Origin of the sequence: Dyadobacter sp. BE31, assembly GCF_031457695.1 — a bacterium.
Lineage (GTDB): Bacteria > Bacteroidota > Bacteroidia > Cytophagales > Spirosomataceae > Dyadobacter.
The window spans coordinates 437,391-461,172 of record NZ_JAVDXA010000005.1 but is presented as its reverse complement, the minus strand read 5'-3'; the positions used below and the strand labels follow the sequence as shown (position 1 = coordinate 461,172).

Here is a 23,782-nt window from a genome sequence, read left to right as displayed (position 1 = left end):
GAAATCAGGCTGTTTCGGCTTCCGCTTTGCGATCCCAGCCGGCCAGCGCATTCAAATTCACGGCATCCCTGTCGGCTTGCATAATCATTTCCAGCTCTTCCATGTGCTGCCGCGCGGCGTGGATATATTCCTCGTCGTTCCGGATGCTCGACAAATGCTTCAAAGTCCGTTCGTCATGGACAAAAAATGTCTTGGCCATGCGCGTCGCTTCATGTGCGCGATGCCCGAGCAATTTCAATGCATCCACGCCCAGGCGGAGGCTTGTATCGAACGTCTCCCGGTAAATGTGCATCATCCCTGCATTCATGAGGTCGTATGCATCATTGCGGTTGGTCGAGCGCACGAGCATATGCAGGTGAGGGAAATGTTTTTTCACGGTTTCAATCAATTCCAGTCTCTTTTCTTCGTCACTGATCGCGATGATGATCATCTGCGCACGACCTGCTCCGGCAATATCCAGCAATTCATAGCGGGTAGCATCGCCATAATACACTTTAAGGCCCATCCGGCGGAGGAAATCGACGTTGTCACTATCATTATCGAGTACCGTCGCCTCCACGCCGTTCGCCCGCAAAAAGCGGCCTACGATATTTCCGAAGTGCCCATAACCGGCGATGATCACCGGGTTATCCTCCTCTTCGACATCACTTGGGCGCTGCGCCGTTTGCAGCCCTGCGCTTACGAGGCAGAATCGCGTCAGGATAAATTTCTCATTCACCATCATCGCCAGCGGCGTCATGGCCATGCTGATCGCCACCACGGCCGTCATCGTATCCGAAACTTCTTTACCCAAAACACCTTCCTGGACCGAAAAACTGAGCAATACAAACGCGAATTCGCCGATCTGGCTCAAACCGATGCTAAATATGAAGTTCTGCGCATTCCGCACTTCGAATATTTTGCCTAAAACAAAGAGAACAGCCATTTTCAGCAGCATCAATCCGGCCACCAGTCCAATAATCAGCAGCGGCTTGGAAACCACCAGTGAAAAATCAATGGAGGAACCGACCGAAATGAAGAATAGCCCCAGCAACAGGCCCTTGAAAGGATCGATAGAACTTTCCAGCTCGTGGCGGTATTCGCTGTTGGCGAGTACTACCCCAGCCAGAAATGCACCCAGCGCGGGGCTAAGGCCTACCGACGTCATGAGCACGGCAATCCCCACCACGAGCAGCAATGCCGTGGCGGTGAACATTTCGCGCAATGCGGTACGGGCCATCATGCGGAAAACGGGCCGCAGCAGGTATTTCCCGGTCAGCACAATAGCCGAAACCGAGAGCAATACCACAATAGCCTGCTGCCAGGCGGGCAATGCACTTACGAGCGAGCCTCCGCCGGCATGGCCGTCGGCCAATCCCGCGTGGTCTGCGAGTAGCGGAAACAATGCAAGCATCGGGATGATCGCCAAATCCTGGAATAGAAGCACCGCGAACGAGCTCTGGCCGGCAACGGTTTTAAGCCAGCCTTTTTCATTCAGCGTCTGCATGACAATCGCCGTGGACGACATCGCGATGATCATCCCCAGCGCGAGTGCCTCCTTCCAGCTGACGCCGAATAGCATAGCAACTCCGGCCACGAGGGCGGTCGTAACGCCTACCTGCAACCCGCCAAGCCCGGCAATGCTCTTGCGCATACGCCACAAGCGCGAGGGTTCAAGTTCCAGGCCGATGACAAAGAGCATCATCACCACGCCGAATTCGGCAAAATGCATAATATCCTGGCCTTCCATTCCAATGAATTTCAGGCCCGCCGGACCGATGATCACCCCGGCAACCAGGTAACCCAGCACCGATCCCAACCCCAGCCGTTTGGCAATAGGGACCATTACCACCGCAGACGCGAGGTATATCATTGCCTGAAAAAAGAAGGATTGTTGCATGGTTCAGTGTGGAAAAAGTTCGTTCAGATATTCGACCCCGGCCAACTCCGCAGGATCGATGCGATCGTGTACAAGCGCATCCAGCAGTTCGGCATATTGCTCGCCGTAAGCTTTCAGCGTGTAATCTTCAATCGTATAGGTTTCATGCACCACAAACGGCGGCAAATAATCCATCCGGCATAAATAAGCCGTCTGGTTGAATGGCAGCAGGTACTGCCCTACGGGAAAGCGGTTGTACCCCGACGCCGTGTAGGCATCGCGCCCGCCCCCGCACGACACCGCATTGAATATCTTCTTGCCTTTCAATGCATGTCCTTTCGGCCCGTAGGCCCAGTTATATTCCAGCACAAGGTCCTGCCACTGTTTCAGGATCGGAGGACTGCTGTACCAGTAGAAAGGGTGCTGGAATATGACGATATCGTGCTTTGCCAGCAACTGCTGCTCCCTTTTGATATCTATGAAAAGATCCGGATAATGTTCATACAGATCATTAAAAGTCACCCCTTTTACCTTGCGGGCATATTTTTCCAACGTCTTTTGTACGTTGGATTTACTGTGAGTGGGGTGGGCAAACTGGATCAGGACTTTGGACATAACATAGAATTGATGCAAAAAACTTACGGTACCAAAATTACGGAACCTATTGTTTTCCGCGCTTCGAGATCGGTCTGCGCCTGATATGCTTTCGATAATGGATACCTTGTAATGGCGAGCTCTCCGAAGATTCCGCTGCTGAATGCATCGAAAGTATCGGCTGCATATTCTTCCAGCGTCTCGCGGTCGGTGATGTACGCGCTGAGCGTGGGAGTTGCCATCACGATGGATCTTTCACGCAGCAAGGCGTGGTCGATGTGCTCGGGCTGGCCCGACGACGACCCATAAAGCACGACTTTACCGCCCTTGCGGATCACATCCAGCGAATAGCTGAATGTATCTTTCCCTACCCCGTCGAACACGACATCCACACCGCGGCCCTCCGTGATTTCCAGCACCGAGTGTACAAATTCCCGGCATTCTGCCAGAAAAACGTAATCGGCCCCATTCGCCAGCACCACTTCTTTCTTCTCTTCCGAGCCCGTCGTGCCGATGACCGTCGCGCCGAGTGCCTTGGCCCATTTGGTAACCAGGGTACCTACGCCACCGGCCGCCGCATGCACCAGCACCACGTCGCCCGGCTTAATGGGATTCACTATTTTCACGAGCATCCTGGCGGTAAAGCCCTTCACGAGCATGGCCGCCGCTTGTTCCGATGTGATATTGTCCGGAATATGGATCAATTGCTGCGTGGATACCACGCGGCTTTCCGCATATGCTCCGGGGATGAAGTGGTAACCCACGCGGTCGCCCACATTGAATTCCGTCACCCATGGCCCTACGGCCTCGATCACGCCCGCGGCCTCGACGCCCGGCGTGTAGGGAAACGATTTGACGGGAAACTTCCCGTCGCGGTAATAGGTATCTACAAAATTCAGCCCTATGGCTTCCTGCCGTACTCTTACCTGGCCGGGCCCCGGCTCTGTGATGGTCTCGCGTTCGTAACCCAGCACCGAAGGCGCTCCTTGCTTGTAGATTTTTACTATACCCGATTTATTTGCTATTGCTGTAACTAACCCTGACATGTCCGTAAGCATTGTCATTATGGAATGCTTGTTCCATCATTGGACAAATTATTTTTTGATAGATTTTATTAAAAATTCGGCTTGCTGCTGTACCAGTTCCCCATCACCATACACCAGGAAAGTCTGCCAGAAGCCGGTAAAATTCGATACAATAAAGTTTGCAAGCATTGCCGGATCTCTTTTATTACTGATTTCCTCCGCTTTCTGGGCCTTTTTTAAAAGGTCTTTCAGCAGGGCCGTCAGATTGCTGGTGTTTTGTTTTAACAGGGCGTGTACTTCTTCGTCCACGGAACCCAGCTCGAACGTCGATTTCACGCCCATGCAGGTCCTTTCCTCCTCCACCGTCCTGATCGCCGCCTTTTTGATGATCTTTTCGACGGCCTTTATGGGCGACTTCGTTTCCTCCGCCACTTTCCGATAATCTTCAAACATGCCTTCGGTATAACTTCTGAGGCATTGAAGGAACAAGCTGTGCTTGTCGCCGTAAGTGTCGTAAATACTTCCGCGGTTCAGCCCCATCGTATCGACGAGGTCTTGCATAGAGGTGGCGTTGTAGCCCTTTTGCCAAAAAAGGCATTTCGCCTTTTCCAGCCTCTCTTCCGGTTCGAATGCTTTATTGCGTGCCATGACTATCAGACAATTATTTCAGAACGAACGTTCCAGAATTGGCAAATATTCCGATCACGAATCTAAAACACCGATCGTGCAGCGTATCAGATAATGAACTTAGCCACGCCGCCGTCTACTTTCAGGGCAGCGCCGTTGGTAGCCGATGAGAGCGGGCTTGCTACGTAAGTTACGAGGTTAGCAATTTCCTCCACCGACGCAAAACGTTGCAGCAGCGACGTTGGCCGCGCATTTTTAAAGAAGTCCTTTTCGGCCTGTTCCGCAGACATATTGTTGGCTTCTCCCAGCTGTTTGACAAAATCGGCGACGCCTTCGGATTTGGTCGGACCGGGCATGACGGTGTTCACAGTAACGTTCGTACCCTTGGTTAGTTCGGCCAACCCGCGGCTCACGGCGAGCTGGGCAGTTTTGGTGGTGCCGTAGTGAATCATTTCCTCGGGGATATTCACACCCGATTCGCTGGAAATGAAGATGATCCTGCCCCAGTCTTTGGCGATCATTTTCGGAAAGAAATGCCTTGCCAGGCGCACGCCGCTCAGCACATTCACTTCAAAAAAGCGGAACCATTCATCGTCCGAAATCTCGGTAAATTGCTTCGGTTCGAAAATACCTGCGTTGTTAACCAGGATATCGATATCCGGCAGCTGTTGCAGCAGTGCATTCACTTCTTCCACTTTTGAAAAATCGGCCGCAATGCCGCTTACATTCGCTCCCGGCGTTGATTCTTTCAATTTCTGCACTGCTTCCGCGATTTTACTTTCCGAGCGGCCATTGATGATCACATGCGCGCCTTCTTTCAATAAACCTTGTGCAATGGCAAAGCCGATACCTTGTGTAGAACCGCTGACGAATGCGATTTTTCCGTTGAGTTTCAAATCCATAAAACTTTGATAATAAGAGCGTGATGAATGGTTGAAGAATCCATAATTTTACAACACATCACCTAACAAAATGATCGCATGAGACACATTTATCTTTTGTTACTATTGCTGCTTCCTCCATGCCTGTACGCACAAGGCCCACGTGTTCTGATCGTTACGGCACACCCGGACGATGAAACCATGTTTCCGGTGACGGTCTTTAAAATTACCCACGAACTCAAAGGCTCCGCCGATCTTGCGTTGATCACCGATGCCTCGGGCGGGTACAACGGCCTCGTAGCATCGAGCTACTACGGCCTGAACCTCGTGGATTCTGCAACGGGCAGGAAACATTTACCCTTGATCCGTAAAAAAGAGCTCATGGCCTCCGGAGAGGTGATGGGAATTGGGAATTTCTTCTTCCTCGACCAGCTCGACGATTACTACAACCGCGACGAGAAACCCTATTTGCAAGGCAAGAACTGGGACATTGCCTACGTGGAGAAAAAGCTGGATAACATCCTGGCCAACGGCAACTATGACTTTGTATTCTGTCTCATTCCGCACGAAAGCCAGCATGCGCACCACAAAACCGCGTCTATCAGCGCAATACGGGCCGTGCAGCGCTATAAAGGTGCGAAAAAGCCGATTGTATTAGGCGGGCAGTCACAAAACAAGGGTTATACTTTCTCATTCGCCGGGCTTGCCGGTTATCCTGAAACCGACATTCTCAAAACCGCTCCCGTTTTCGAATTCGACCGTTCACATAGCTTCGGAGAGGATAACAAGCACAGTTACATGATCGTCGCCGACTGGGTGAAGGCCTCCCACAAGTCACAGAGCGGTGATATGAACCAGGCCATGCACCGGGGCGATCTGGAAGTGTTCTGGTATTTTGCGCTTAATGGCGCGGAAGGAATTGCGAAGACAAGGGCGCTGTTTGACGCGGTGAATTCCTCGGGGTATTCTAAAAAGTAATCAGACTGGCTGGAAAGTCATGAAAAGCGAACTCCCGAAAGGCGCCTTGCCGAGAATGGAAGACTCGGTTTTGGTAATGGCTTTTAAAACCGCATTCACCGTGTCGCCCGGGTATTCAACATCCGAGTCGAGGTGATCGACATTGATCTTGTTTCTGCGGATCTGGTAATTCTGCCATTGCCGCACGAGCAAAATCGGCAGGGACAGTGCAAAAGGCCAATAGGTGTTGTAACCAATGCGCAGCCCGGCCGCCTTGCCGAATGCCTGAAACTGCTCCAATTTGAAACGTCGCGAGCTGCCTACCGCGAGATCGTGCGTGCCAGAGAAGGCTTCGAATGCGTGAATATTAATGATGATCAGCCCGTTGCGGTTCAGTCGGTTTTTGAATGCGGCGAGCGCGCGGATGATCTCCTCGTCGGTCAGGAAATAGAGCGCGTCGTTGCAGGTAATGATATCGAAAGTCTCGCCCGGTTCGAATGCTTCCACATTCCTGAGGTCGCCGAATACGACATTCAGGCCGCGCTCGTTCGAGAAATCGATCGCATGCTGCGAATAATCGAAGCCCCGCAGATTGGAATAGCCATTCTCCTTTAAAAACGACATTAACCCACCCGTACCGCAGGCGGCGTCGAGGATTTTGAGATCGGGGTCCATGGCCCGGAAATGCTTGCGAATCTGGCCCAAAACCTTGCCGTGGAGGATCTGGTACCACCACAGCTTGCGTTCGGTTTCGTACATACGCTGGTATTCGAGCCGGTTATCGATCATACGTGTTCGGAGCTGTTATATTTGATCACATACTGCGGCTGACCGCTCTGTGCCATAAAACTCTTACCGATGTATTCCCCCAAAACGCTCAGCAGCATGCATTGAATCCCTCCGATGAAAATGATGGTAGCCGTCACTACCTGCCAGCCTTTCGGGTCCGGACCGATGATCCATTGGATGGTCAGGAAGAGCAAAAGCAAAAAGCCTAAACTGAATAATCCCACGCCAATAGGCACAAAAAAGCGAATCGGCAACGACGAGTAACAGAAAAGGATATTGAGGAAAAGTGATATTAACTTATGAAACGTGTAGTTGGAAGCCCCTTCTTCGCGCTTCTGGTGCGCTACCTGCACTGTACCGATGTTCCGCGTGATCCGGAATATCAGCCCGTCGATGTAGGGATAAGGCCCATGGTATTTAATAATTTCCTGCACCACTTCCTGCCGGATCAGCTTGAAGCTCGACAAATACAGGTCCTTGGGTTTATTTAAAAGGTAGCTGGTGAGCCAGTTGACAAACTTGCTGCCCATATTGCGGCCAACAGAATGCTGTTTTTTGGCGTAATAGGTGTAAACCACGTCGTAATCCCCCGATTCGGCGGTTTCCACCAGCTTCAATATCTCCTCCGGCGGGTTCTGAAAATCATCGTCGATCATCACGCAGTAGTTGCCGTAAGCCCAGTTGAGGCCGCACATAACCGCATTGAACTCCCCGTAATTCCGGCGCAATGAAATAAACCGCACATTGGCATAGGTATCGGACAACTCGCGGCACACCTGCTCCGACCGGTCGCGGCTGCCGTCGTTGACCATCACGATCTCGAATGATATTTCTGATAAAGTGGCTTGTAGCTTTTCGATCAGCGGCCGGATGGTTTTTTCGCTGTTGTAAACCGGGATAATGACCGATAGCTTCATTGACGATCGAATTGGTTGACGGTTTGTATGATATAAGCCACTTCATCGTCCGTCAAAACCGGGTTAAGTGGCAAGCTGATCACCTGCTGATGGATCTGCTCTGTCAAAGGCAAATGTAAATCTTTAAATTCTTTGTAAGCCAATTGCTTATGGATGGGCTGCGGGTAATGAACGTTCGTCTGCACGCCATGCGCATCCAGGAAAGCGACAAACTCCGCGCGACGGGGATGCCGCACTACAAAGAGGTGCCACGCATCCTCCAAAATCCGGTCGGCGGGAGGCAAAATCAGCTCGCTGCATTTCAATTCCTGCAAATACCGGCCGGCAATCTCCCTCCTGCGCACATTTTCAGGGTCAAGATAAGGCAGCTTCACGCTGAGTATCGCAGCCTGCATTTCGTCCAGGCGGCTGTTTACACCCTGGTACTCGTTCTGATAGCGGATTACCGAACCGTAATTGCGCAGGTACCGGATCTTTTCGGCCAATGCGGCATCGTTGGTCGTAATGGCACCGGCGTCCCCCAAGGCTCCCAGGTTTTTGGTAGGGTAAAAACTGAATGCCGTTGCGTCCGCCCATGCGCCTACCTTCCGGCCTGCGTGCGTTGCCCCGTGCGCCTGCGCGGCGTCGGTAATCACTTTAAGGTCGTGCTTACGTGCAAGATCCAGGATCTGTGCAATTTCGCAGCTTCGCCCGTAAAGGTCTACGGTGATAATGGCTTTCGTCCGCGGTGTAATAGCTTGTTCGATCAGCGCGGGGTCGATCAGCATCGTATGTGGGTCGGGCTCCACGAACACGGGTGTCAGGTGCAGGTAACTCACCGGCAACACCGAGGCGATATACGTATTGGCGGGAACGATGATTTCGCTATCCTTGGGCAGCTCCATTGCCAGCAGTATCAGCGTAATTGCGTCGAGACCGTTGGCCGTCCCTACACAATGCTCCGCCTCGCAATATGCAGCAAATGCCTTTTCGAACGATTTTAACTCATTGCCCAAAATATACCACCCCGAGCGGATCACACGGAGGGAAGCATCTTCGATCGCTTGCAGATAAGGGGCATTTACCTGATTTAAATCCAGAAATGGGATCATTGAGATACTGTCTGGATTAGCTGATTCAGGGGATAAGGATCGTCGATGTAATCGGCTTTGTCATAATATTCGTTGGACAATACCAACAGGATCGCATCGTCCGAGAAAGAATCCATAATGTGCCAGTCTTTCGGTTCAAGGATCAGGCACGACACTGGATTGTCGAGGATGAAAATCTCCTCCTTCTCGCCGTCGTTGGAGTATATACGACAACTTCCGTGAATACAAACCAGGGCATTCCACGTTTTGTGATGCCTGTGCCCACCTCGCTGCGTCTCACCCGCGCCGTAAATGTAAAATACGCGTTTAATTGTACCGGGGATGATTTTTTCAAAGACTGTGAGATTGCCCGATCCGGTGTTAAATGTATCCAGCTGTACTAAAAGCGGCATATGGAAATTTCTAGGTTGTTAGGGTGTGGTCAAACTCTTTCAAATACACGATCTGCTTCAAAAGTAGCCGATTAGTAAATGTCAGACATTTTTTCCTTTAAAATACAAAAATACCTTCCACATAAAAAAATCGATTATCCTGAGGCAAGGCTTAATGATCTTTTAATGCGTACCGACACCGAGTGCTGCCACTCTGGCGTTGACCAATGTTATCAGGTATTGGTTGGGAGAGGACGAAAATAATCGGCGCTACCCCTATCCGGAGGACCCTATCCGGGCGACCCTGTCCGGGCGACCTAACTAAACAGCCCCCATTGCAGGCGGTGGTCGATCAGCATGAAGATCTTCACAGGCAGCGGTTCCAGCCAGAGTATTTTATTATAACCCATGTAAAAAACCTGCGGATGTGCCACGCAGACGACCATCGTGAAAAACAGGATAAGCCGGACAGACGATGTAGAGGAGGTTTCGATTAATATAAAAACGGCGAGCAGAATAAACGGAAAACCGTATGACAATGCCCGGTCGATATCGTGGACGTAGATCCCGGTAGCCACCAGTACCGCGAAACCGGCCATGAGCGCCAGCAGAAGCCAGTAACGCCTCGTGAGGCATAGCACCGCAAAAGCGGCGATCAGGATCAGCCACGTACCTTCAAATGCACCCCAGATACTGCTTCCCAGCCCATTGCGGTGGGCATTGGCCAGCAATACCGGCGTTCCGATCGTAGAGTAGGAATGGTGTGGGAAATAGGTAGTCTGCACGTATTCACGGATGGTGAAATAGATCGCCCACGCTACCCACACGACGAGGCTCTCCCCGGTAAAAGCCGATCTGATCAAGCCGGGAACACCAAAATTGTTATTCCGATAAGCTTTTGTCCCCATCCACCAGAGCAGCAAATAGCCCCCCGCCACCACAGCCCGCTCGTCGGTGAAGAATGCGATCAGCAGCGAGAGGAATATCACAAGCGAGTTTCTGCTCAACAATGCCAGCAGGAGAAAGAAAAAGGCGAACTCGTCGCCGTACCCGTGCACGTCGGCAAAGGCCCACACGCTTACGAAGATGTTGGCAATGGCCGTCACAAACAGCGCAGTGATCACTTTATCGCCCGACACCGAAAAGATATAACCAGCTGTTTTATAAAGGAATAACACACCCAAAACTGCCTGAATGATCAGGATCAGCAGCACATTATGGCCTGTCAGGAATGAAAGGGCCGGCAATGTCCAGCGAAAGATCATATTCTCCCGGCGAACGTCGTAATCCATGTCTTTCGGATGCAGAATGTCCTGCGCCTGATTGTGAATAAAAACCCAGGCATCGAGACTCACTCCATTGCTTCTTAAATGGTCGAGCAGGAGCGAATAGGGTGGAAATGCAAGAAAAAGCGATAGTGCGACAGCAAAAAAAGTGAGCTTCCACAACCAGTTCTTTCCAGACAACTGTGCTTCAATCCAAAGGAGAGACGACCCGTAAAAATTTTCCAAAAGCATAGGACGGCTTGGCCAAATACGCTCAAATATACATTTAATGTGCAATACTCATTTCCAGCTCGGCACGATCCGGCTGCCTTCTTCGCTTTCGGTAATGCGCAGGTAGGTCTGGATTTCCTGTTGCAGGTCCTCTACGTGACTGATAATGCCCACGATCCGGTTCTCCTTTCTCAATGATTTTAACGTTTCAAAGACCGTTTGTAATGCATTTTTGTCGAGGGAACCGAAACCTTCGTCGAGGAAGAAAAAGTTGTGTTTCGATTCATTCCTGACGTGAATATGGTCGGCCAACGCCAGTGCCAGCGACAATGCCGCCTGAAACTTCTGCCCGCCTGAAAGTGTCTTCAGCAACCGCATATGCCCGCCGTTGAGCAGGTCCCTCACCCAGAAACTGTTCCCTTCTCCTAGTTCGAGGTGGAGTTGCTGGTGGGTCATCTGGTGGAAACGGTGATTGGCCGCCTGGATCAGGTTTTGCAGGTAAATACTCGACGCATAATCCACAAAACCGCTGGAACGGAACAATTTCGCCAAGTCGTCCAGATGTTCTTTCCGAAGCTGCAAACGGCCTTTCTCTGTCAATAGCGTAGCTTTTTTGGCCAAATCTTCCGCCATTTGTTTCAGCCGCCCGCCGATATTCCCTTCTTCTTTCCGCTGGGCATTGAGGTTTTCGGTCAGCGTATTTTTTAATGCCGTTACTTCCTCGTGTTTTGCGGCGTCGTATTGTTCGCCGACATGATCTTCCAGCAAAGTTTTCAACTCCGCGCCGGTTGTTTCAAGCGCCATTTTGAACTCGTCGATCGCCTTCCGCTCGGTATCAATCCGGATGGGCTTTTGCAGGATTTCCGCCACCTGCGCTTCCGATTCGAATGCATAAGCGGCCAATTCGCTATCAATCCTTTCCTGAACGATCACGAGCTCTCGCCTGCTTCCTTCCAGCGCGGCCAGCAATGTAGCCTGGCTTCCGGAAAGCGTGTTTTGCTCTTTTTCCAATGCATCCACTTGCTTTTCAGCCTCTGTAAATGCACTGGAAAGCTGCTGGTATTCGGTTTTGAGGGCAGCTATTTTCTCGGTAATAGTAGTTTTTTCAACTGTTTCAAAATCCGCCAGATTCACCCTTGAAAGCTGTTCCGAAAGCGTCTGAACCGTGTTTTCAAACCTTAAAATCTCGTCCCTCAATACTTGCAGCGGCTTTTCGATCCGCTCTGTTTTCTCTTTGATGGCCGCCTCGATTTGTTCCGCCAGTGCTTTCAAAGTTGCTTCGCCGGTTTTGATTTCAAACTGCAAACGGCTGCTTTCCGCAAATCGCTTTTCAAAACTTTCCCTGTCCGTTTTATTGAATGCAGGCCAAATAAAAGCTTCATCGTGCGCTTTCAACCGCCCTTGTGCCTCGGTATAGCGCTGTTTGATCGAGCCTTTTTGCTTTTCAAGGCTTTCTATCTGGTTAAAAACGCGCTCTATCGGAGATTGCAAACGCCTTAACAGCCTTTCCTTCTCATCCAATGCATTCAACTGCTTTTCAATCGCCGCTATTTGCGCGGACAACGCGCCATCGGCAGTTAACACTTCGGGATGGTGCAGCGAACCACAAAGCGGGCAGGGCTCTCCGTCTTCAAGATTACCCGCATATTGATGCAACGCGACCCGGGTACTAATGTGCAGCAACTGACGGTTCAGCTCCTTCCTGCCACTTTCTCCGCCTTCCAGGTATGCGCCAATGCCTTTTTGAAATCCCTCCAATGAATGCTCCTCGCCAAACTGAATGCCGAAGTCGCCCGTAATCTCGCGCAAGCGCTGCGCGAGGCCGTCGCTAAGGGTTTTGATCTCCGCAGCCAGGGCTTCGGCCTCTGCTTTGATTACCTGGCGATCCGCTGCAAGGTCGTCGACTTTCACGAACCACGATTTCACAAGCCCCATTTCGAGCACATCGCCCAGACCTGCTTTGCGCTGCTCATTGGCAGTTTCCAGCTCTTGTTTTTGTTGTTTTTGTATTTCAATGGCGTTTTCCTTCTCCTTCAACTGCTCTTCGCCGCGTATTAATGCATCTTTCCGTTTGGTAACCGCCTGCGAATGCTCGATAATCCGTATGATCTTTTCGAATTCCTCGGCAGTAGCAAGCAACTCGTCACGCTTTTCATAGCGCGGTTTTAGAATTTGGAGTATCTCCTGCTGTCTGCTAAGTGAAGTCGTCAGTTCCGCCAACCTCGTGTGATTATCAGCCGAAATACGCTCGTCCCTCGCGATGTCGGTCAGTAGCTTACTTTTTTGATCAAAAATGGATTTGAAATGCAGCGAGCAGGTTTCAAAAGTCTTTAACGTCGCCTCCCGCTCCTGCATGGCAGCGCGCTGAGCATCAAGTGTCGCCAGGCGGCTTTGCAGCATCCGGATCTTCTCTGCGGCAAGTTTGAGTTTCTGAAACTTACTTTCAAGTTCGGTTTGAACCACCAGCTCGTTTGAAATCTGCTGAATTTGCAGGCGAAGGTACTTCAACTGTTGCTCACCCTCTGCGAGCATTTCCTTCGTCACCTCCCCGAGGCCCAGCAATTGACCATCCACGTTCGATAATGCGAGGTCGTTCTGCTTGCTCAACGAGCCTACATTGCGGCTCAGGTCATACTTTTCGAGCTGGAAGAGCTCTTTCATCATTCGGGTGCGCTCGGCGTCTTTCAGTTCGATAAACTCCTGAAAACGCCCCTGCGGTATGATGATCGTCCGACGGAAATTGTCGTAGCTAAGGCCGATAATGCTTTCGGTCGATTCGCTTTCTGCCAAAGGGACCCAGTCGTTCTCTTGCCAGACGTAACCTTTCCGTTCAAAGGTCTTTACATCCTTGAAGTTCTTGCTATTCCGCTTGCCGCGCACGGTGAACCTGTAACGCTCGCCGTTTTTGCCTGCAATACATTCAAAATCGATCAGCAGATCGTCCGACCGCAGGTTCATCATATTGTAAGTACGGTCGTCGCCCGACTTGTTGAGCCGCTCGGTATCCCCGTATAATGCAAATGTGATTGCTTCCAGAATAGAGGATTTCCCGCTCCCCACAGCCCCGAATATACCGAACAACGAAGCGTCCGTCAACGGATCGAAATCAATTTCCTGCTCGGTTTGGTAAGAATATAGTCCTTTGATTTTTAAGCGTTTGGGGATCATGGATGGCTATCGGCAGTCAGCTATCGGCTATCGGCCGTTGGCTTTGTGCCTGTCGAATACGGTTTTTATAAAATATTTGCTTAAAAAATCCGACAGCCGATAGCCGACTGCCGAAGTACTACAAAGCATCGAGCAAGTCATCCAGATACTCCCGTGTATTGCTCAGCCTCGGTACCTTGTTCTGGCCGCCGAGCTTGTGCTGCTTGCCGAGCCAGGCGTAGAAGGTACCTGCGGGCGCAAAATGCACTTGCGGGCGTGTGAGGGCCATATCTTTGTATCGTTTGGCATCATAATCGGAGTTGACTTCGCGCAATGCGGCGTCCAGCGCCTGCACAAATGCATCGCGGTCCTCCGGTTCTTTGGTGAATTCGATGATCCATTCATGACAGCCGCGTGAACCATCGCCCATGTACACGGGCCCGGCGGTGTAGTTGGCCACCAATGCGTCCGTCTCGTGCGCTGCTACCTTAATCGCGTGGTCGGCATTTTCCACGATCACTTCCTCCCCAAATGCATTGATAAAATGCTTCGTGCGCCCGCTCACCTTCACGCGGAACGGGTAGATAGAAGTAAATTTGACCGTGTCCCCAATCAGGTAGCGCCAGAGCCCGGCATTGGTCGAGATTACCATGGCGTAGTTCTTTCCTACTTCTACTTCGTCCAGCAACAATGCTTTGGGATGTTCCTTACCCATTTCTTCAATGGGTATAAATTCATAAAAAATGCCATAATCGAGCATTAGCAGCATTTCTCCTACCCTATTAATATCGTCCTGGATCGCGAAAAAGCCTTCCGACGCGCTGTATGTTTCAAGGTACAGCACCTGGTCGGAAGGGAAATATTTGGTCATGAACAAATCACGGTAGGGCTCGAATGACACCGCCCCGTGCACAAAAACCTCAAAATCCGGCCAGATTTCAAGCATATTCTTTTTGCCGGTACGTTCGAGTATCTGGTCGAGTAACACGATCGTCCAGGTAGGCACGCCGAGAATGCTGGTCACGTTCTCCTGCGAGCATATCGACGCCATTTTGTCCAGCTTGCTTTCCCAGTGGTCCATCAATGCAACTTCCAGCGGCGGGGTGCGCATAAACTCCGCCCAGGAAGGCAGGTTTTGCATAATAACCGCCGACACGTCGCCGATCTGGGTATAATCGTCAAAAGGGTTGGCATGCAGAGTCCCGCCGATCGAAAGGCCCTTTCCGTCGAAAACGCGGGTATCGGGCCGGTTGTTGATCAGCAAGGTCATCATGTCCTTTCCCCCTTCATAATGGCATTCCTCCAACGCCTCCGGCGAAACGGGCAGGAACTTGCTCCGTGCGTTCGTCGTACCCGACGATTTGGAAAACCATTCGATCTGCGATGGCCACAGTACATTCGGCTCGCCTTTCAGGACGCGCTCGATGTAGGGGTAAAGTTGCTCGTATGCCGAAACGGGTACCTGCTCCTGAAATTCCTTGACCGATTTGATTTGACCGTAATTGTAGCGGCTGCCCCATTCGGTGTAGCGGGCGGTTTCGATCAATTCGGAAAATATACGCTGCTGGGTTTCAATGGGGTACTTCATAAACTGTTCGATCCGTTCGAAGCGCCGCTTCATAAACCAGACAGTCATATCATTTACCAGCTTCATAAAGGTCAATTAGTTAGAAATACGCAAGTTTGTAAAAATAGCAATAAAAAATGGTGAGAGAACAGTTGCAAGCTGTTCTCTCACCATTCGGGAAATTTTATCGGCAGGCGGTTATCTGTCGAAGAACATATTGCTGCCGCCCGCCTTTTGGCTGATCGACGACGACAGTTCCGCGCTTGCTTCCTCCGCCAGCACGCGTGCACTCCGGAGCTGCCGCGTCACGTGCGTACCCGTGATCTGGAAGAGCGCCTCGCCCAGCAAAGGATCGCGGGGATCACCATATGGATAAAGGATATTTCCTTCACTCACCTTCACATCCGGCTCAAAGCCAACATGGTAGTCCGACTTTTTATCCTTATTCAGTGATTTGGAGACAATCGGCTGCAATCCCACCTTAATACCATTCTTCTCGTCGCTGATCGTGACCGACCCTACATTCTTGCCAACTGTTTTCCCTCCCACCAATGTTACCGTCATAAATGGCTTCAATCCGTTGATCACCAATTCACTGGCGGAAGCGGTCCGTGACGACACCAGTATCACAAGGTGTTTCAGGTCGTTGCCGACATTTTGGCTTTTGGATACAAACTTGTCGTAGAAGTAGGTTTCACCATATTTTTTGAGGCTTGTCTCGGTCACCTGCTTGTTGTATTCTTTGTAATAAAATACGTCGTTGGCCGTCACCTTGCCCATAAGACTCGCCAGGTTGGTTGCAGAACTTACGTAACCTCCCGGGTTATAGCGCAAGTCGAGGACCAATGCATTGATGTTACTGTTTTTGAACTCCGAGAAAATCGCATCCAGCTTCTTATCGTACGCTTTGCTGCTGGTTTGATAAGGCTCGGGAATGAACTGGTGATAAACCACATAACCGATTTTGCTGGCCCCGATCGTGTAAACCGAATCGAAGAACACCGGATCCTCCTGCAATACGATGGGCGTCACGTCGCGAGTCGTTGTGGTTTCCTTCAATGTGCCGTCCTTAATGTCGGCCAGGGTGTAAGTGGTCTTATCCTGGGTATTCAGCAGTTTCGAGTAGTTCGAGTCCGTCATTTTCTGACCGTTCACGCTGCTGAAAACATCGCCCCGCACAAAGCCGGCCTTGGCGGCGGGCGAGTCGGGGATCACGTAAAGCACAATGCCTACAACATTGCTGGTATTGGCGGGGAAATACACCAGTTTATATTCCATGCCGCTGGTTTTGGATTCGCCTCCCAAAGACGCTTCCAACTCCTTCGCGCTTTCCTGCATCCACGAAAACCGGTCGCCGTCGGGGCGCGCGGTCGCATCATACTTATAAAGGAGAGAGCTGAAAAAATCACTCGGCGTTTTGTTGTAATCAGGCGACGCTGTGATGTGGTCTGTCCAGTAATACCAATATTTCATGTTGGTATAGATCCACTCGTTAGTCTCGGTATCATTCTTGGGATCGGCGTTTTTTTCCTTGCAAGAAAAAAGGCAAACAGCGAGTAAAATGACAGGCAGGAGAAGTCTCAGTTTCATAGATTTCCGTTCATTTCTAAAAATACCTCTTCAATAATGCGGCAAGCTGCCTCCATCTGCGACTCATTGATCACCAATGGCGGTGCAAAACGAATTTTGTTGCCGTGCGTAGGCTTGCACAACAGCCCTTTTTCCATCATTTTATAACAAAGATCCATGGCCGTGCTGCTATCCTCGGAGTCGTTGATCACGATCGCATTCAGCAACCCTTTCCCTCTAACGCTTTCGATCAGAGAACATTGTTTTTGCAGCTCTTGCATTCTCCTGCGGAAGATCCGGCCCATTTGTTCGGCATTTTCAGCGAGGTTCTCCTCCTGAACCACCTGTAATGCGGCGATCGTCACCGCGCATGCCAACGGATTGCCGCCATAGGTAGAGCCGTGCTCACCTGGTGCGATCGTCAGCATGATTTCATCGTCGGCAAATGCGGCCGAAACCGGCATCGTGCCGCCCGACAATGCTTTGCCGAGAACCAGGATATCAGGCTTCACCCCTTCCCAGTCGCACGCCAGGCGTTTCCCTGTACGACCGATGCCGGTTTGCACTTCATCGGCGATGAAAAGGACATTATATTTTGTGCACAGTTCACGCACACCTTTCAGGTAACCATCCTCGGGCACCACCACTCCCGCTTCGCCCTGAATGGGCTCCACCATGAAACCGGCGATGTTCGGGTCATTTTTCAGCAGATTTTCCAGTGCGGCAAGGTCATTATAAGGAATGATTTCGTAGCCGGGAAGGAACGGGCCGTAATCGTTGGTCGACGAAGGGTCTGTGGAAGAGGATATCGCCGCCAGTGTCCTGCCCCAGAAATTACCGGCCGCATACACTGTCTTCGCCTTGCCGGGTTCGATACCTTTTACTTTATATGCCCATTTCCGGGTCAGTTTCAATGCTGTTTCGCCGCCTTCCACGCCCGAATTCATCATCAGGACCTTATCATACCCGAAATAATCGCAAAGAAATTTCTCGCATTCGCCGAGGCGGTCGTTGTAAAAAGCACGGGACGTGAGCGTCAGCTTTTGCGCCTGTCGGACCATCGCATCCACGATCTTCGGATGGCAATGCCCTTGGCTCACCGCGCTGTATGCCGAGAGGAAATCGAAATACTGCTTTCCCTCCACATCCCACAAAAAAACTCCTTCGCCCCGCTGGATCACTACCGGCATGGGCTTGTAGTTGTGCGCCCCGTAGCGGTATTCGAGGTCGATGGCGCTCTGGGAAGGTGATATATCGGTTGTGTCTGTATAGTTTGGCATATCCGGCAGAAAAATGAATGACGATGTTCGTATTAAATTAGGTAAAATTAAGGAAAACCGTTAGAAAATTGGGGGCAAAGCGGATTTAAAGGGTTGCCCAACTTTCGCTATATTTGTTCAAAGCGAAAGCAACACCATCCAGTTGGCAATCATGAAACTTCGATATTTATCAGGGCGCGGAAGTATACCCAAAAGCTTTCTCATACCAATCTCAGAATGGAACGCTCTCAAAGCCAAATCCCGGAACGCCAGCGAAAAAGAATGGCCTGAAATACCGGAATGGCACAAACGCCTGTTGGAAGAAAGAATCGAAGCCTATGAAAATGGGGTTGAAGAAGTATTTGATTCTGAAGAGGTTTTAAAAGACATCGAAAAAGAGTTGTATTGATATTCTTGAATGTACAAAACCGTATTCCTGAGTCGCGCCAGGAAGGACATCCGGGATGCTGCGAGATGGTATGATACACAGCAACCAGGCCTGGGCAGGCGATTCACACACGCTATCAGAAGCAAACTTATTTTGATTGGAGAGAACCCTTATCTCTACGCAGTCCGTTACAAAAAAACGAGGGCAGCATGGCTGAGGTATTTCCCTTTCCTGATTCATTTTAATATTAGTGAGCGGCAAAAGATTGTTGTCGTAATGGGAATATGGCACACAAGCCGAAACCCTGATGAAATTCAGGAGCGGAAACAATAAATCTTTTCACTTGAAAGATCCCGAGCCAACCCTTAATTTTGCAGCATAATCTCAAGGGGTGCCCTACCGAACGGGCTGAGATCATACCCATTTAACCTGATCCGGGTAATGCCGGCGTAGGGAGAGAAAGCCGGATCGGCTGTTTTCTGTTAACATTTTATCGAACTTTCTGATAGGTGGCCCCTGCCTGTTGTAATTATTGATCGCAATGCGAAAAATTACTACCTATCTGCTGGCACTCGTGCTCAGCACCACGTCACTCCTCAGTTTTGCACAAAAAAGCGTTTCCGGCCGTGTGACCGATGCCGAAGACGGCAAACCGCTCCCCGGTGCAACCATTAAAGCCGGCGAAATCCGCGGTACGAGCACCGACAAGGATGGTCATTTTGTTTTGAAAAACATCTCCGACAATATCGATGCGCTCGACATTTCTTACATCGGCTATCAAACTTCGAAAGTCGCCATCGGCGCTGCAAATCAGCTGGAAATCAAGCTCAATAAAAGTACTTATCAGGCTGATGAAGTGATCATTAATGCCACCCGAGTGAACGACAAAACAGGAATGGCGTACACCAACGTGACCGCAGCCCAAATCGACAAACAGAATATGGGTCAGGACCTGCCGGTACTCCTCAACTTCTCGCCCTCCCTCGTGAGCACAAGCGACGCAGGCGGCGGCGTGGGCTACACGGGCATTCGCATACGAGGCTCCGACGCGACGCGTATCAATGTGACCGTGAATGGCATTCCTTATAATGATGCTGAAAGCCAGGGCGTTTTCTGGGTAAATATGCCCGATTTTACATCTTCGGTGAGTAGTATCCAGATCCAGCGCGGCGTTGGAACTTCCACCAACGGCGCCGGCGCATTTGGTGCTTCGGTGAATATCAACACCAATGCATTCCGTGAAACAGCGTATGCGGAGCTTAATAACTCCTACGGCTCGTTCAACACATTTAAAAACACGTTGAAAGTAGGCTCAGGCCTGATTAAGGATAAGTTTACATTCGATGCGCGGCTTTCGCGGGTTTCTTCGGATGGTTTTGTGGACCGGGCTTCTTCGGAATTGCATTCTTATTACCTCTCCGGCGGATATTTTGGCAAGAAGAGCTTTGTACGAGTGAATGTATTTTCGGGAAAAGAACGCACTTATCAGTCGTGGAACGGTGTGCCGGAGGCCAAACTGCGCGGCGATCGCGAGGGTATTCTGGCTTATATTGACAGAAATTATTTAGGAGAAAAAGACGCCCAAAACCTGCTCAATTCCGATAACCGGACTTATAATTCCTATACATATAAAAATGAGGTGGACAACTATCGCCAGGACCATTATCAGATCGTTTCGTCTCATAACCTGAGTAATAAACTGACGTTCAACCTCAATGCATTTCTCGTCCGCGGACTGGGCTACTATGAGCAATATCGTTCCGGTGATGATTACAGCAAATACAATCTTCCCAATGTGATCGTTGGGAAGGACACACTTACCAGCACCGACTTCATCCGCCGTCGCTGGCTGGATAATTACTTTTACGGAAGTACCTTCTCGTTCGATTACAACAGCTTCAAAAAGCTGACAACAAGCTTCGGCGGTGGCTGGAACCAATACGACGGCGACCACTATGGCCAGATTATCTGGGCACGCAATGCCGGAAACATCGAGAATGAGCATCAATACTATTTCAGCACGGGTAAAAAGAAAGATTTCAATTTGTATGGAAAGGTTTACTACGCATTCACCGATCGGCTGACTGCATTTGCGGATTTGCAGTACCGTCGCGTAAGCCACGCCATCCACGGAACAGACAACGACCTGGTTCAACTGGCATTTGACCAGTCGTATTCATTTTTTAATCCAAAGGCTGGTATTACTTATCAACTGGCTGAGCAAAGCTCGGTTTACGCCTCATACAGCATTGGTAACCGTGAGCCAAACCGGGATGATTTCACATCTTCAACCGCCAATCTTTTCCCCAAAAGCGAGCGTTTGCAGAACGTAGAAGCGGGTTTCCGCACGCAGCAGGGTAAATGGGCATTTGCGGCGAACTACTATCTGATGAGTTATAAAAACCAACTCGTGCTTACCGGCCAGATCAACGATGTAGGCGGCTCGGTGCGTGTGAATGTGCCGAAAAGCTACCGCACCGGTATTGAATTGGAAGGCGCTGTGGTTTTCAACAGCCATTTGAAATGGAATGCGAATGCGACTTTCAGTCAGAACAAAATCAAAAACTTTACGGAATACATTGTGGACTATGATAATGGAGGTTATAAAACCGTCGATCATGGCAAATCGGATATTTCATTCTCTCCGAATGTGATTGTCGGAAGTCAGTTCACATATTCGCTCCGTAAAAACCTGGAATTAGCCTTGCTAACCAAGTATGTGGGCAAGCAATACCTGGACAACACCTCCACCGAAACCCGCAAACTGGACGCTTATCTCACGAACGACATTCGTTTGTCATGGACAATCAAGCCATCGTGGGCGAATGAAATCGCATTCAATTTGCTGGTCAATAATGTCCTGGACGAGAAGTATGAATCCAATGGTTATACCTACGGTTATATTGCCGGCGGCGCGCTCACGCAGGAGAATTTCTACTTCCCGCAAGCGGGGCGAAATTTCCTGATCGGGGTTAATTTCAGGTTTTGATAACCACTTTCTCCAAGCCCGGCACGCGATTGCCGGGCTTTTTTGTGTTTGTCGATTTCTTTAAATTGGCAGACTGTTTAACATTCACACACCACACATCGAATATGACGCCCTTCGAACCACAAAGCCTTATCGGTGTCGGCACCGGAATCTACACGCTCCCCGACATCTCTTACATTTTGCACCTACCAACCGGAAAGGTTCGAAAATGGATGCACGAGTATTGGCAACTCCGTTTCAGTTCATCTGCGGAATCAGGATTTTCTCATGGATCCGGCAAAGAGCTTGTCACTAACTTCCTTACGCTGATCGAATTTTTTACATTCTACCAACTTCGGCAGGAAGGAGTGAGCGCACAAAAAATTGTTAAAGCGCACCAGATTCTGGCAAAAACATTCCGTACAAAATACCCTTTCGCCAAGTCCAGTCTTCTGACCGATGGTGAACGAGTCTTGTTCAACGGCGATGCCGGGAACATCATCCAGGCTGATGAAACGCTGCAAATCAATATCAAAGAAGCGATTGAACCATTTTGCAAAAAGGTTGAATTTAATGACGATGATATGGTCAAGCGTTTCTACCCCCTAGGCAAGGATCACAGCATTGTCATCGACCCCAAGCGGCAATTCGGTCAGCCAGTTATTGGCGATACCAATATTCTGGCGGAAACGATCTATAACCTTCATCGGGGTGGAGAATCCATAGATACGATAAGCAGCCTATACTCACTAACCGTCGGCCAGGTAAACGATGTAATTAACTACTATCGGAGGGCGGCATGACAAAAATTTATATAGACGAAAACCTCCCGCTGAACATCGCGGAAGGACTGAATATCCTGGAAGCTCCGAATCGTGACGGATTTGAAGTACTCTCTATCAAAAAAGTATTTGGCTCCGGCACGGCTGATGAGGATTGGCTCGCAAAAATCGGCCGTGAAAATGCGGTTGTTATTACGCAGGACTTCAACATTCATAGAAATCATTATCAACGGGCGCTGTATCAGCAGCATAATGTGGGAGTTTTCTTCATAAGTCCGCCTTCCAAAACGGGTTATCAATATTGGGAGATGGTCGAGCAGATCATCAAACGTTGGCGTGACATCAAAAAACATTGCAAAAGCCAACGACCGTTTGCCTTCCGATGCACCTCTCGGAGTACTGACTTTGAGCGACTATAAATCGCCATCGGCTCTTTTCCATAACCACTTTCTCCCTACCTTTGCCGCATGAATCTGAAAAATGACCTTTTGCTTCGGGCGGCGCGGGGGGAGAAAACCGAACGCACGCCTGTTTGGATGATGCGCCAGGCCGGACGCATCCTTGTAGAATACCGGGCCGTTCGCGAAAAAGCCGGAAGTTTTATCAATTTGGCCACTACACCTGAAATGGCAGCAGAAGTGACCCTGCAACCTGTCGACTTGCTGGGCGTGGATGCTGCCATTATATTTTCCGACATCCTGGTAATCCCCGAGGCAATGGGGCTGCCTTACGAAATGGTGGAACAGCGTGGGCCGGTGTTTCCAAGCACGGTACATTCATTGGCTGACCTGCAAAAACTGCATATCGCCGAGCCGGAGACGGACCTCAAATATGTACTGGACGCCATCAAAATCACGAAAGAAGGTCTCGCAGGCCGCGTTCCGCTAATCGGTTTCGCCGGCGCGCCTTTCACGATCTTCTGTTACATGACGGAAGGTAAAGGCTCCAAAACCTTCTCGGTTGCGAAAAAGCACTTGTACGCCGATCCCGAGTTTTCGCATACATTATTACAACAAATCACCGACAGTACGATCGCTTATCTGAAAGCACAGATCGCAGCCGGTGCCGACCTTGTACAACTCTTCGACTCCTGGGCGGGCATCCTGTCGCCTGAGCAATACCGCGTGTTCTCGCTGCCTTATATCAAGCAGATTTGCGATGCAATCACCGAAGTACCGGTGACCGTGTTTGCAAAAGGTGCATTCTTCGCAAGAAAGGAAATCGGTGAACTGAGCTGCTCAGTGGTAGGCCTCGACTGGAATATGGACATCGCCGAGTCGCGCGAGTTGATCCCGAACAAGACTTTGCAAGGTAATCTCGATCCGTGTGTGCTCTATTCTTCTTACGATCAGATCAGGGCGGAAGTGAAGAAAATGGTGAACCAGTTTGGCACCCAACGGTACATTGCCAACCTGGGCCACGGTGTTTATCCCGACACCGATCCTGATAAAGTAAGGTGCTTCATCGAGGCGGTCAAAGAGTTTTCTTCCCTTTAA

21 protein-coding genes and 1 riboswitch are annotated in these 23,782 nt (G+C 50.2%); of the genes, 7 read left to right on the top strand and 14 right to left on the bottom strand.

Annotated features, from left to right (window positions below; all coding sequences use genetic code 11):
- Nucleotides 1–4 precede the first annotated feature (4 nt).
- The 5 genes from J2Y43_RS25205 to J2Y43_RS25185 form a co-directional block, all read right to left on the bottom strand.
- Entirely contained in the window at nucleotides 5–1,879 is a 1,875-nt protein-coding gene (locus tag J2Y43_RS25205; RefSeq protein WP_309988077.1) for a monovalent cation:proton antiporter-2 (CPA2) family protein, read from the bottom strand.
- 3 nt (nucleotides 1,880–1,882) lie between these two features.
- Nucleotides 1,883–2,473, bottom strand: a complete 591-nt coding sequence (locus J2Y43_RS25200) for an NAD(P)H-dependent oxidoreductase (protein ID WP_309988078.1) — start codon at nucleotides 2,471–2,473, stop codon at nucleotides 1,883–1,885.
- Nucleotides 2,474–2,496: 23 nt separating this feature from the next.
- Nucleotides 2,497–3,498: a quinone oxidoreductase gene (locus J2Y43_RS25195; protein ID WP_309988079.1), complete on the bottom strand. Its 1,002-nt coding sequence runs from the start codon at nucleotides 3,496–3,498 to the stop codon at nucleotides 2,497–2,499.
- Between the two features lie 48 nt (nucleotides 3,499–3,546).
- Nucleotides 3,547–4,125, bottom strand: coding sequence for a TetR/AcrR family transcriptional regulator (locus J2Y43_RS25190; protein WP_309988080.1), 579 nt, complete (start codon nucleotides 4,123–4,125; stop codon nucleotides 3,547–3,549).
- Nucleotides 4,126–4,211: 86 nt separating this feature from the next.
- The gene (locus J2Y43_RS25185; protein WP_309988081.1) at nucleotides 4,212–5,006 is read right to left on the bottom strand and encodes an SDR family oxidoreductase; all 795 of its coding nucleotides are present in this window, start codon (nucleotides 5,004–5,006) and stop codon (nucleotides 4,212–4,214) included.
- Nucleotides 5,007–5,084: 78 nt separating this feature from the next.
- On the opposite strand from J2Y43_RS25185, the gene J2Y43_RS25180 reads away from it, so the two are divergent.
- Complete coding sequence (locus tag J2Y43_RS25180; RefSeq protein WP_309988082.1) at nucleotides 5,085–5,963, top strand: PIG-L family deacetylase; 879 nt, start codon at nucleotides 5,085–5,087, stop codon at nucleotides 5,961–5,963.
- Here J2Y43_RS25180 and J2Y43_RS25175 read toward each other — a convergent pair whose 3' ends face one another.
- The 9 genes from J2Y43_RS25175 to rocD all read right to left on the bottom strand — a co-directional run bounded on the left by J2Y43_RS25175 (nucleotide 5,964) and on the right by rocD (nucleotide 18,169).
- Complete coding sequence (locus tag J2Y43_RS25175) at nucleotides 5,964–6,731, bottom strand: class I SAM-dependent methyltransferase (RefSeq protein ID WP_309988083.1); 768 nt, start codon at nucleotides 6,729–6,731, stop codon at nucleotides 5,964–5,966.
- Nucleotides 6,728–7,648, bottom strand: coding sequence for a glycosyltransferase family 2 protein (locus J2Y43_RS25170; protein WP_309988085.1), 921 nt, complete (start codon nucleotides 7,646–7,648; stop codon nucleotides 6,728–6,730). The genes J2Y43_RS25175 and J2Y43_RS25170 overlap by 4 nt, the downstream gene beginning before the upstream one ends.
- Entirely contained in the window at nucleotides 7,645–8,739 is a 1,095-nt protein-coding gene (locus J2Y43_RS25165) for a DegT/DnrJ/EryC1/StrS family aminotransferase (RefSeq protein ID WP_309988088.1), read from the bottom strand. Before J2Y43_RS25165 ends, J2Y43_RS25170 begins: the two co-directional genes overlap by 4 nt.
- The gene (locus tag J2Y43_RS25160) at nucleotides 8,736–9,131 is read right to left on the bottom strand and encodes an FdtA/QdtA family cupin domain-containing protein (RefSeq protein WP_106595540.1); all 396 of its coding nucleotides are present in this window, start codon (nucleotides 9,129–9,131) and stop codon (nucleotides 8,736–8,738) included. The genes J2Y43_RS25165 and J2Y43_RS25160 overlap by 4 nt, the downstream gene beginning before the upstream one ends.
- 296 nt (nucleotides 9,132–9,427) lie before the next feature.
- Nucleotides 9,428–10,627, bottom strand: a complete 1,200-nt coding sequence (locus J2Y43_RS25155) for a hypothetical protein (RefSeq protein ID WP_309988090.1) — start codon at nucleotides 10,625–10,627, stop codon at nucleotides 9,428–9,430.
- A gap of 48 nt (nucleotides 10,628–10,675) precedes the next feature.
- Nucleotides 10,676–13,774, bottom strand: coding sequence for an SMC family ATPase (locus J2Y43_RS25150; RefSeq protein ID WP_309988092.1), 3,099 nt, complete (start codon nucleotides 13,772–13,774; stop codon nucleotides 10,676–10,678).
- Nucleotides 13,775–13,892: 118 nt separating this feature from the next.
- Nucleotides 13,893–15,407, bottom strand: coding sequence for a GH3 auxin-responsive promoter family protein (locus J2Y43_RS25145; RefSeq protein ID WP_309988094.1), 1,515 nt, complete (start codon nucleotides 15,405–15,407; stop codon nucleotides 13,893–13,895).
- Nucleotides 15,408–15,518: 111 nt separating this feature from the next.
- Complete coding sequence (locus J2Y43_RS25140) at nucleotides 15,519–16,910, bottom strand: S41 family peptidase (RefSeq protein WP_309988096.1); 1,392 nt, start codon at nucleotides 16,908–16,910, stop codon at nucleotides 15,519–15,521.
- The gene (gene rocD / locus J2Y43_RS25135) at nucleotides 16,907–18,169 is read right to left on the bottom strand and encodes an ornithine--oxo-acid transaminase (RefSeq protein ID WP_309988097.1); all 1,263 of its coding nucleotides are present in this window, start codon (nucleotides 18,167–18,169) and stop codon (nucleotides 16,907–16,909) included. Before rocD ends, J2Y43_RS25140 begins: the two co-directional genes overlap by 4 nt.
- A gap of 151 nt (nucleotides 18,170–18,320) precedes the next feature.
- Between rocD and J2Y43_RS25130 the strand changes: the two genes are divergently transcribed.
- The 6 genes from J2Y43_RS25130 to hemE all read left to right on the top strand — a co-directional run bounded on the left by J2Y43_RS25130 (nucleotide 18,321) and on the right by hemE (nucleotide 23,782).
- The gene (locus tag J2Y43_RS25130) at nucleotides 18,321–18,557 is read left to right on the top strand and encodes an addiction module protein (RefSeq protein ID WP_309988098.1); all 237 of its coding nucleotides are present in this window, start codon (nucleotides 18,321–18,323) and stop codon (nucleotides 18,555–18,557) included.
- 9 nt (nucleotides 18,558–18,566) lie between these two features.
- Nucleotides 18,567–18,869 carry a type II toxin-antitoxin system RelE/ParE family toxin gene (locus tag J2Y43_RS33655; protein WP_409014483.1) on the top strand — a complete coding sequence of 101 codons (303 nt, stop codon included), beginning with the start codon at nucleotides 18,567–18,569 and terminating at the stop codon, nucleotides 18,867–18,869.
- A gap of 44 nt (nucleotides 18,870–18,913) precedes the next feature.
- Nucleotides 18,914–19,008: riboswitch (TPP riboswitch) on the top strand.
- Between the two features lie 69 nt (nucleotides 19,009–19,077).
- Nucleotides 19,078–21,525, top strand: a complete 2,448-nt coding sequence (locus tag J2Y43_RS25125) for a TonB-dependent receptor (protein ID WP_309988100.1) — start codon at nucleotides 19,078–19,080, stop codon at nucleotides 21,523–21,525.
- 104 nt (nucleotides 21,526–21,629) lie between these two features.
- Complete coding sequence (locus J2Y43_RS25120; protein WP_309988101.1) at nucleotides 21,630–22,307, top strand: DUF433 domain-containing protein; 678 nt, start codon at nucleotides 21,630–21,632, stop codon at nucleotides 22,305–22,307.
- Nucleotides 22,304–22,705: a hypothetical protein gene (locus J2Y43_RS25115; protein ID WP_309988103.1), complete on the top strand. Its 402-nt coding sequence runs from the start codon at nucleotides 22,304–22,306 to the stop codon at nucleotides 22,703–22,705. Before J2Y43_RS25120 ends, J2Y43_RS25115 begins: the two co-directional genes overlap by 4 nt.
- A gap of 48 nt (nucleotides 22,706–22,753) precedes the next feature.
- Nucleotides 22,754–23,782, top strand: a complete 1,029-nt coding sequence (hemE, locus tag J2Y43_RS25110; protein WP_309988105.1) for a uroporphyrinogen decarboxylase — start codon at nucleotides 22,754–22,756, stop codon at nucleotides 23,780–23,782.

Bases quoted from the DNA above. Each gene is read 5' to 3' on its own strand.
- J2Y43_RS25205 (WP_309988077.1), bottom strand. From the start codon at position 1,879: ATGCAACAATCCTTCTTTTTTCAGGCAATGATATACCTCGCGTCTGCG.
- J2Y43_RS25200 (WP_309988078.1), bottom strand. From the start codon at position 2,473: ATGTCCAAAGTCCTGATCCAGTTTGCCCACCCCACTCACAGTAAATCC.
- J2Y43_RS25195 (WP_309988079.1), bottom strand. From the start codon at position 3,498: ATGTCAGGGTTAGTTACAGCAATAGCAAATAAATCGGGTATAGTAAAA.
- J2Y43_RS25190 (WP_309988080.1), bottom strand. From the start codon at position 4,125: ATGGCACGCAATAAAGCATTCGAACCGGAAGAGAGGCTGGAAAAGGCG.
- J2Y43_RS25185 (WP_309988081.1), bottom strand. From the start codon at position 5,006: ATGGATTTGAAACTCAACGGAAAAATCGCATTCGTCAGCGGTTCTACA.
- J2Y43_RS25180 (WP_309988082.1), top strand. From the start codon at position 5,085: ATGAGACACATTTATCTTTTGTTACTATTGCTGCTTCCTCCATGCCTG.
- J2Y43_RS25175 (WP_309988083.1), bottom strand. From the start codon at position 6,731: ATGATCGATAACCGGCTCGAATACCAGCGTATGTACGAAACCGAACGC.
- J2Y43_RS25170 (WP_309988085.1), bottom strand. From the start codon at position 7,648: ATGAAGCTATCGGTCATTATCCCGGTTTACAACAGCGAAAAAACCATC.
- J2Y43_RS25165 (WP_309988088.1), bottom strand. From the start codon at position 8,739: ATGATCCCATTTCTGGATTTAAATCAGGTAAATGCCCCTTATCTGCAA.
- J2Y43_RS25160 (WP_106595540.1), bottom strand. From the start codon at position 9,131: ATGCCGCTTTTAGTACAGCTGGATACATTTAACACCGGATCGGGCAAT.
- J2Y43_RS25155 (WP_309988090.1), bottom strand. From the start codon at position 10,627: ATGCTTTTGGAAAATTTTTACGGGTCGTCTCTCCTTTGGATTGAAGCA.
- J2Y43_RS25150 (WP_309988092.1), bottom strand. From the start codon at position 13,774: ATGATCCCCAAACGCTTAAAAATCAAAGGACTATATTCTTACCAAACC.
- J2Y43_RS25145 (WP_309988094.1), bottom strand. From the start codon at position 15,407: ATGAAGCTGGTAAATGATATGACTGTCTGGTTTATGAAGCGGCGCTTC.
- J2Y43_RS25140 (WP_309988096.1), bottom strand. From the start codon at position 16,910: ATGAAACTGAGACTTCTCCTGCCTGTCATTTTACTCGCTGTTTGCCTT.
- rocD (WP_309988097.1), bottom strand. From the start codon at position 18,169: ATGCCAAACTATACAGACACAACCGATATATCACCTTCCCAGAGCGCC.
- J2Y43_RS25130 (WP_309988098.1), top strand. From the start codon at position 18,321: ATGAAACTTCGATATTTATCAGGGCGCGGAAGTATACCCAAAAGCTTT.
- J2Y43_RS33655 (WP_409014483.1), top strand. From the start codon at position 18,567: ATGTACAAAACCGTATTCCTGAGTCGCGCCAGGAAGGACATCCGGGAT.
- J2Y43_RS25125 (WP_309988100.1), top strand. From the start codon at position 19,078: ATGCGAAAAATTACTACCTATCTGCTGGCACTCGTGCTCAGCACCACG.
- J2Y43_RS25120 (WP_309988101.1), top strand. From the start codon at position 21,630: ATGACGCCCTTCGAACCACAAAGCCTTATCGGTGTCGGCACCGGAATC.
- J2Y43_RS25115 (WP_309988103.1), top strand. From the start codon at position 22,304: ATGACAAAAATTTATATAGACGAAAACCTCCCGCTGAACATCGCGGAA.
- hemE (WP_309988105.1), top strand. From the start codon at position 22,754: ATGAATCTGAAAAATGACCTTTTGCTTCGGGCGGCGCGGGGGGAGAAA.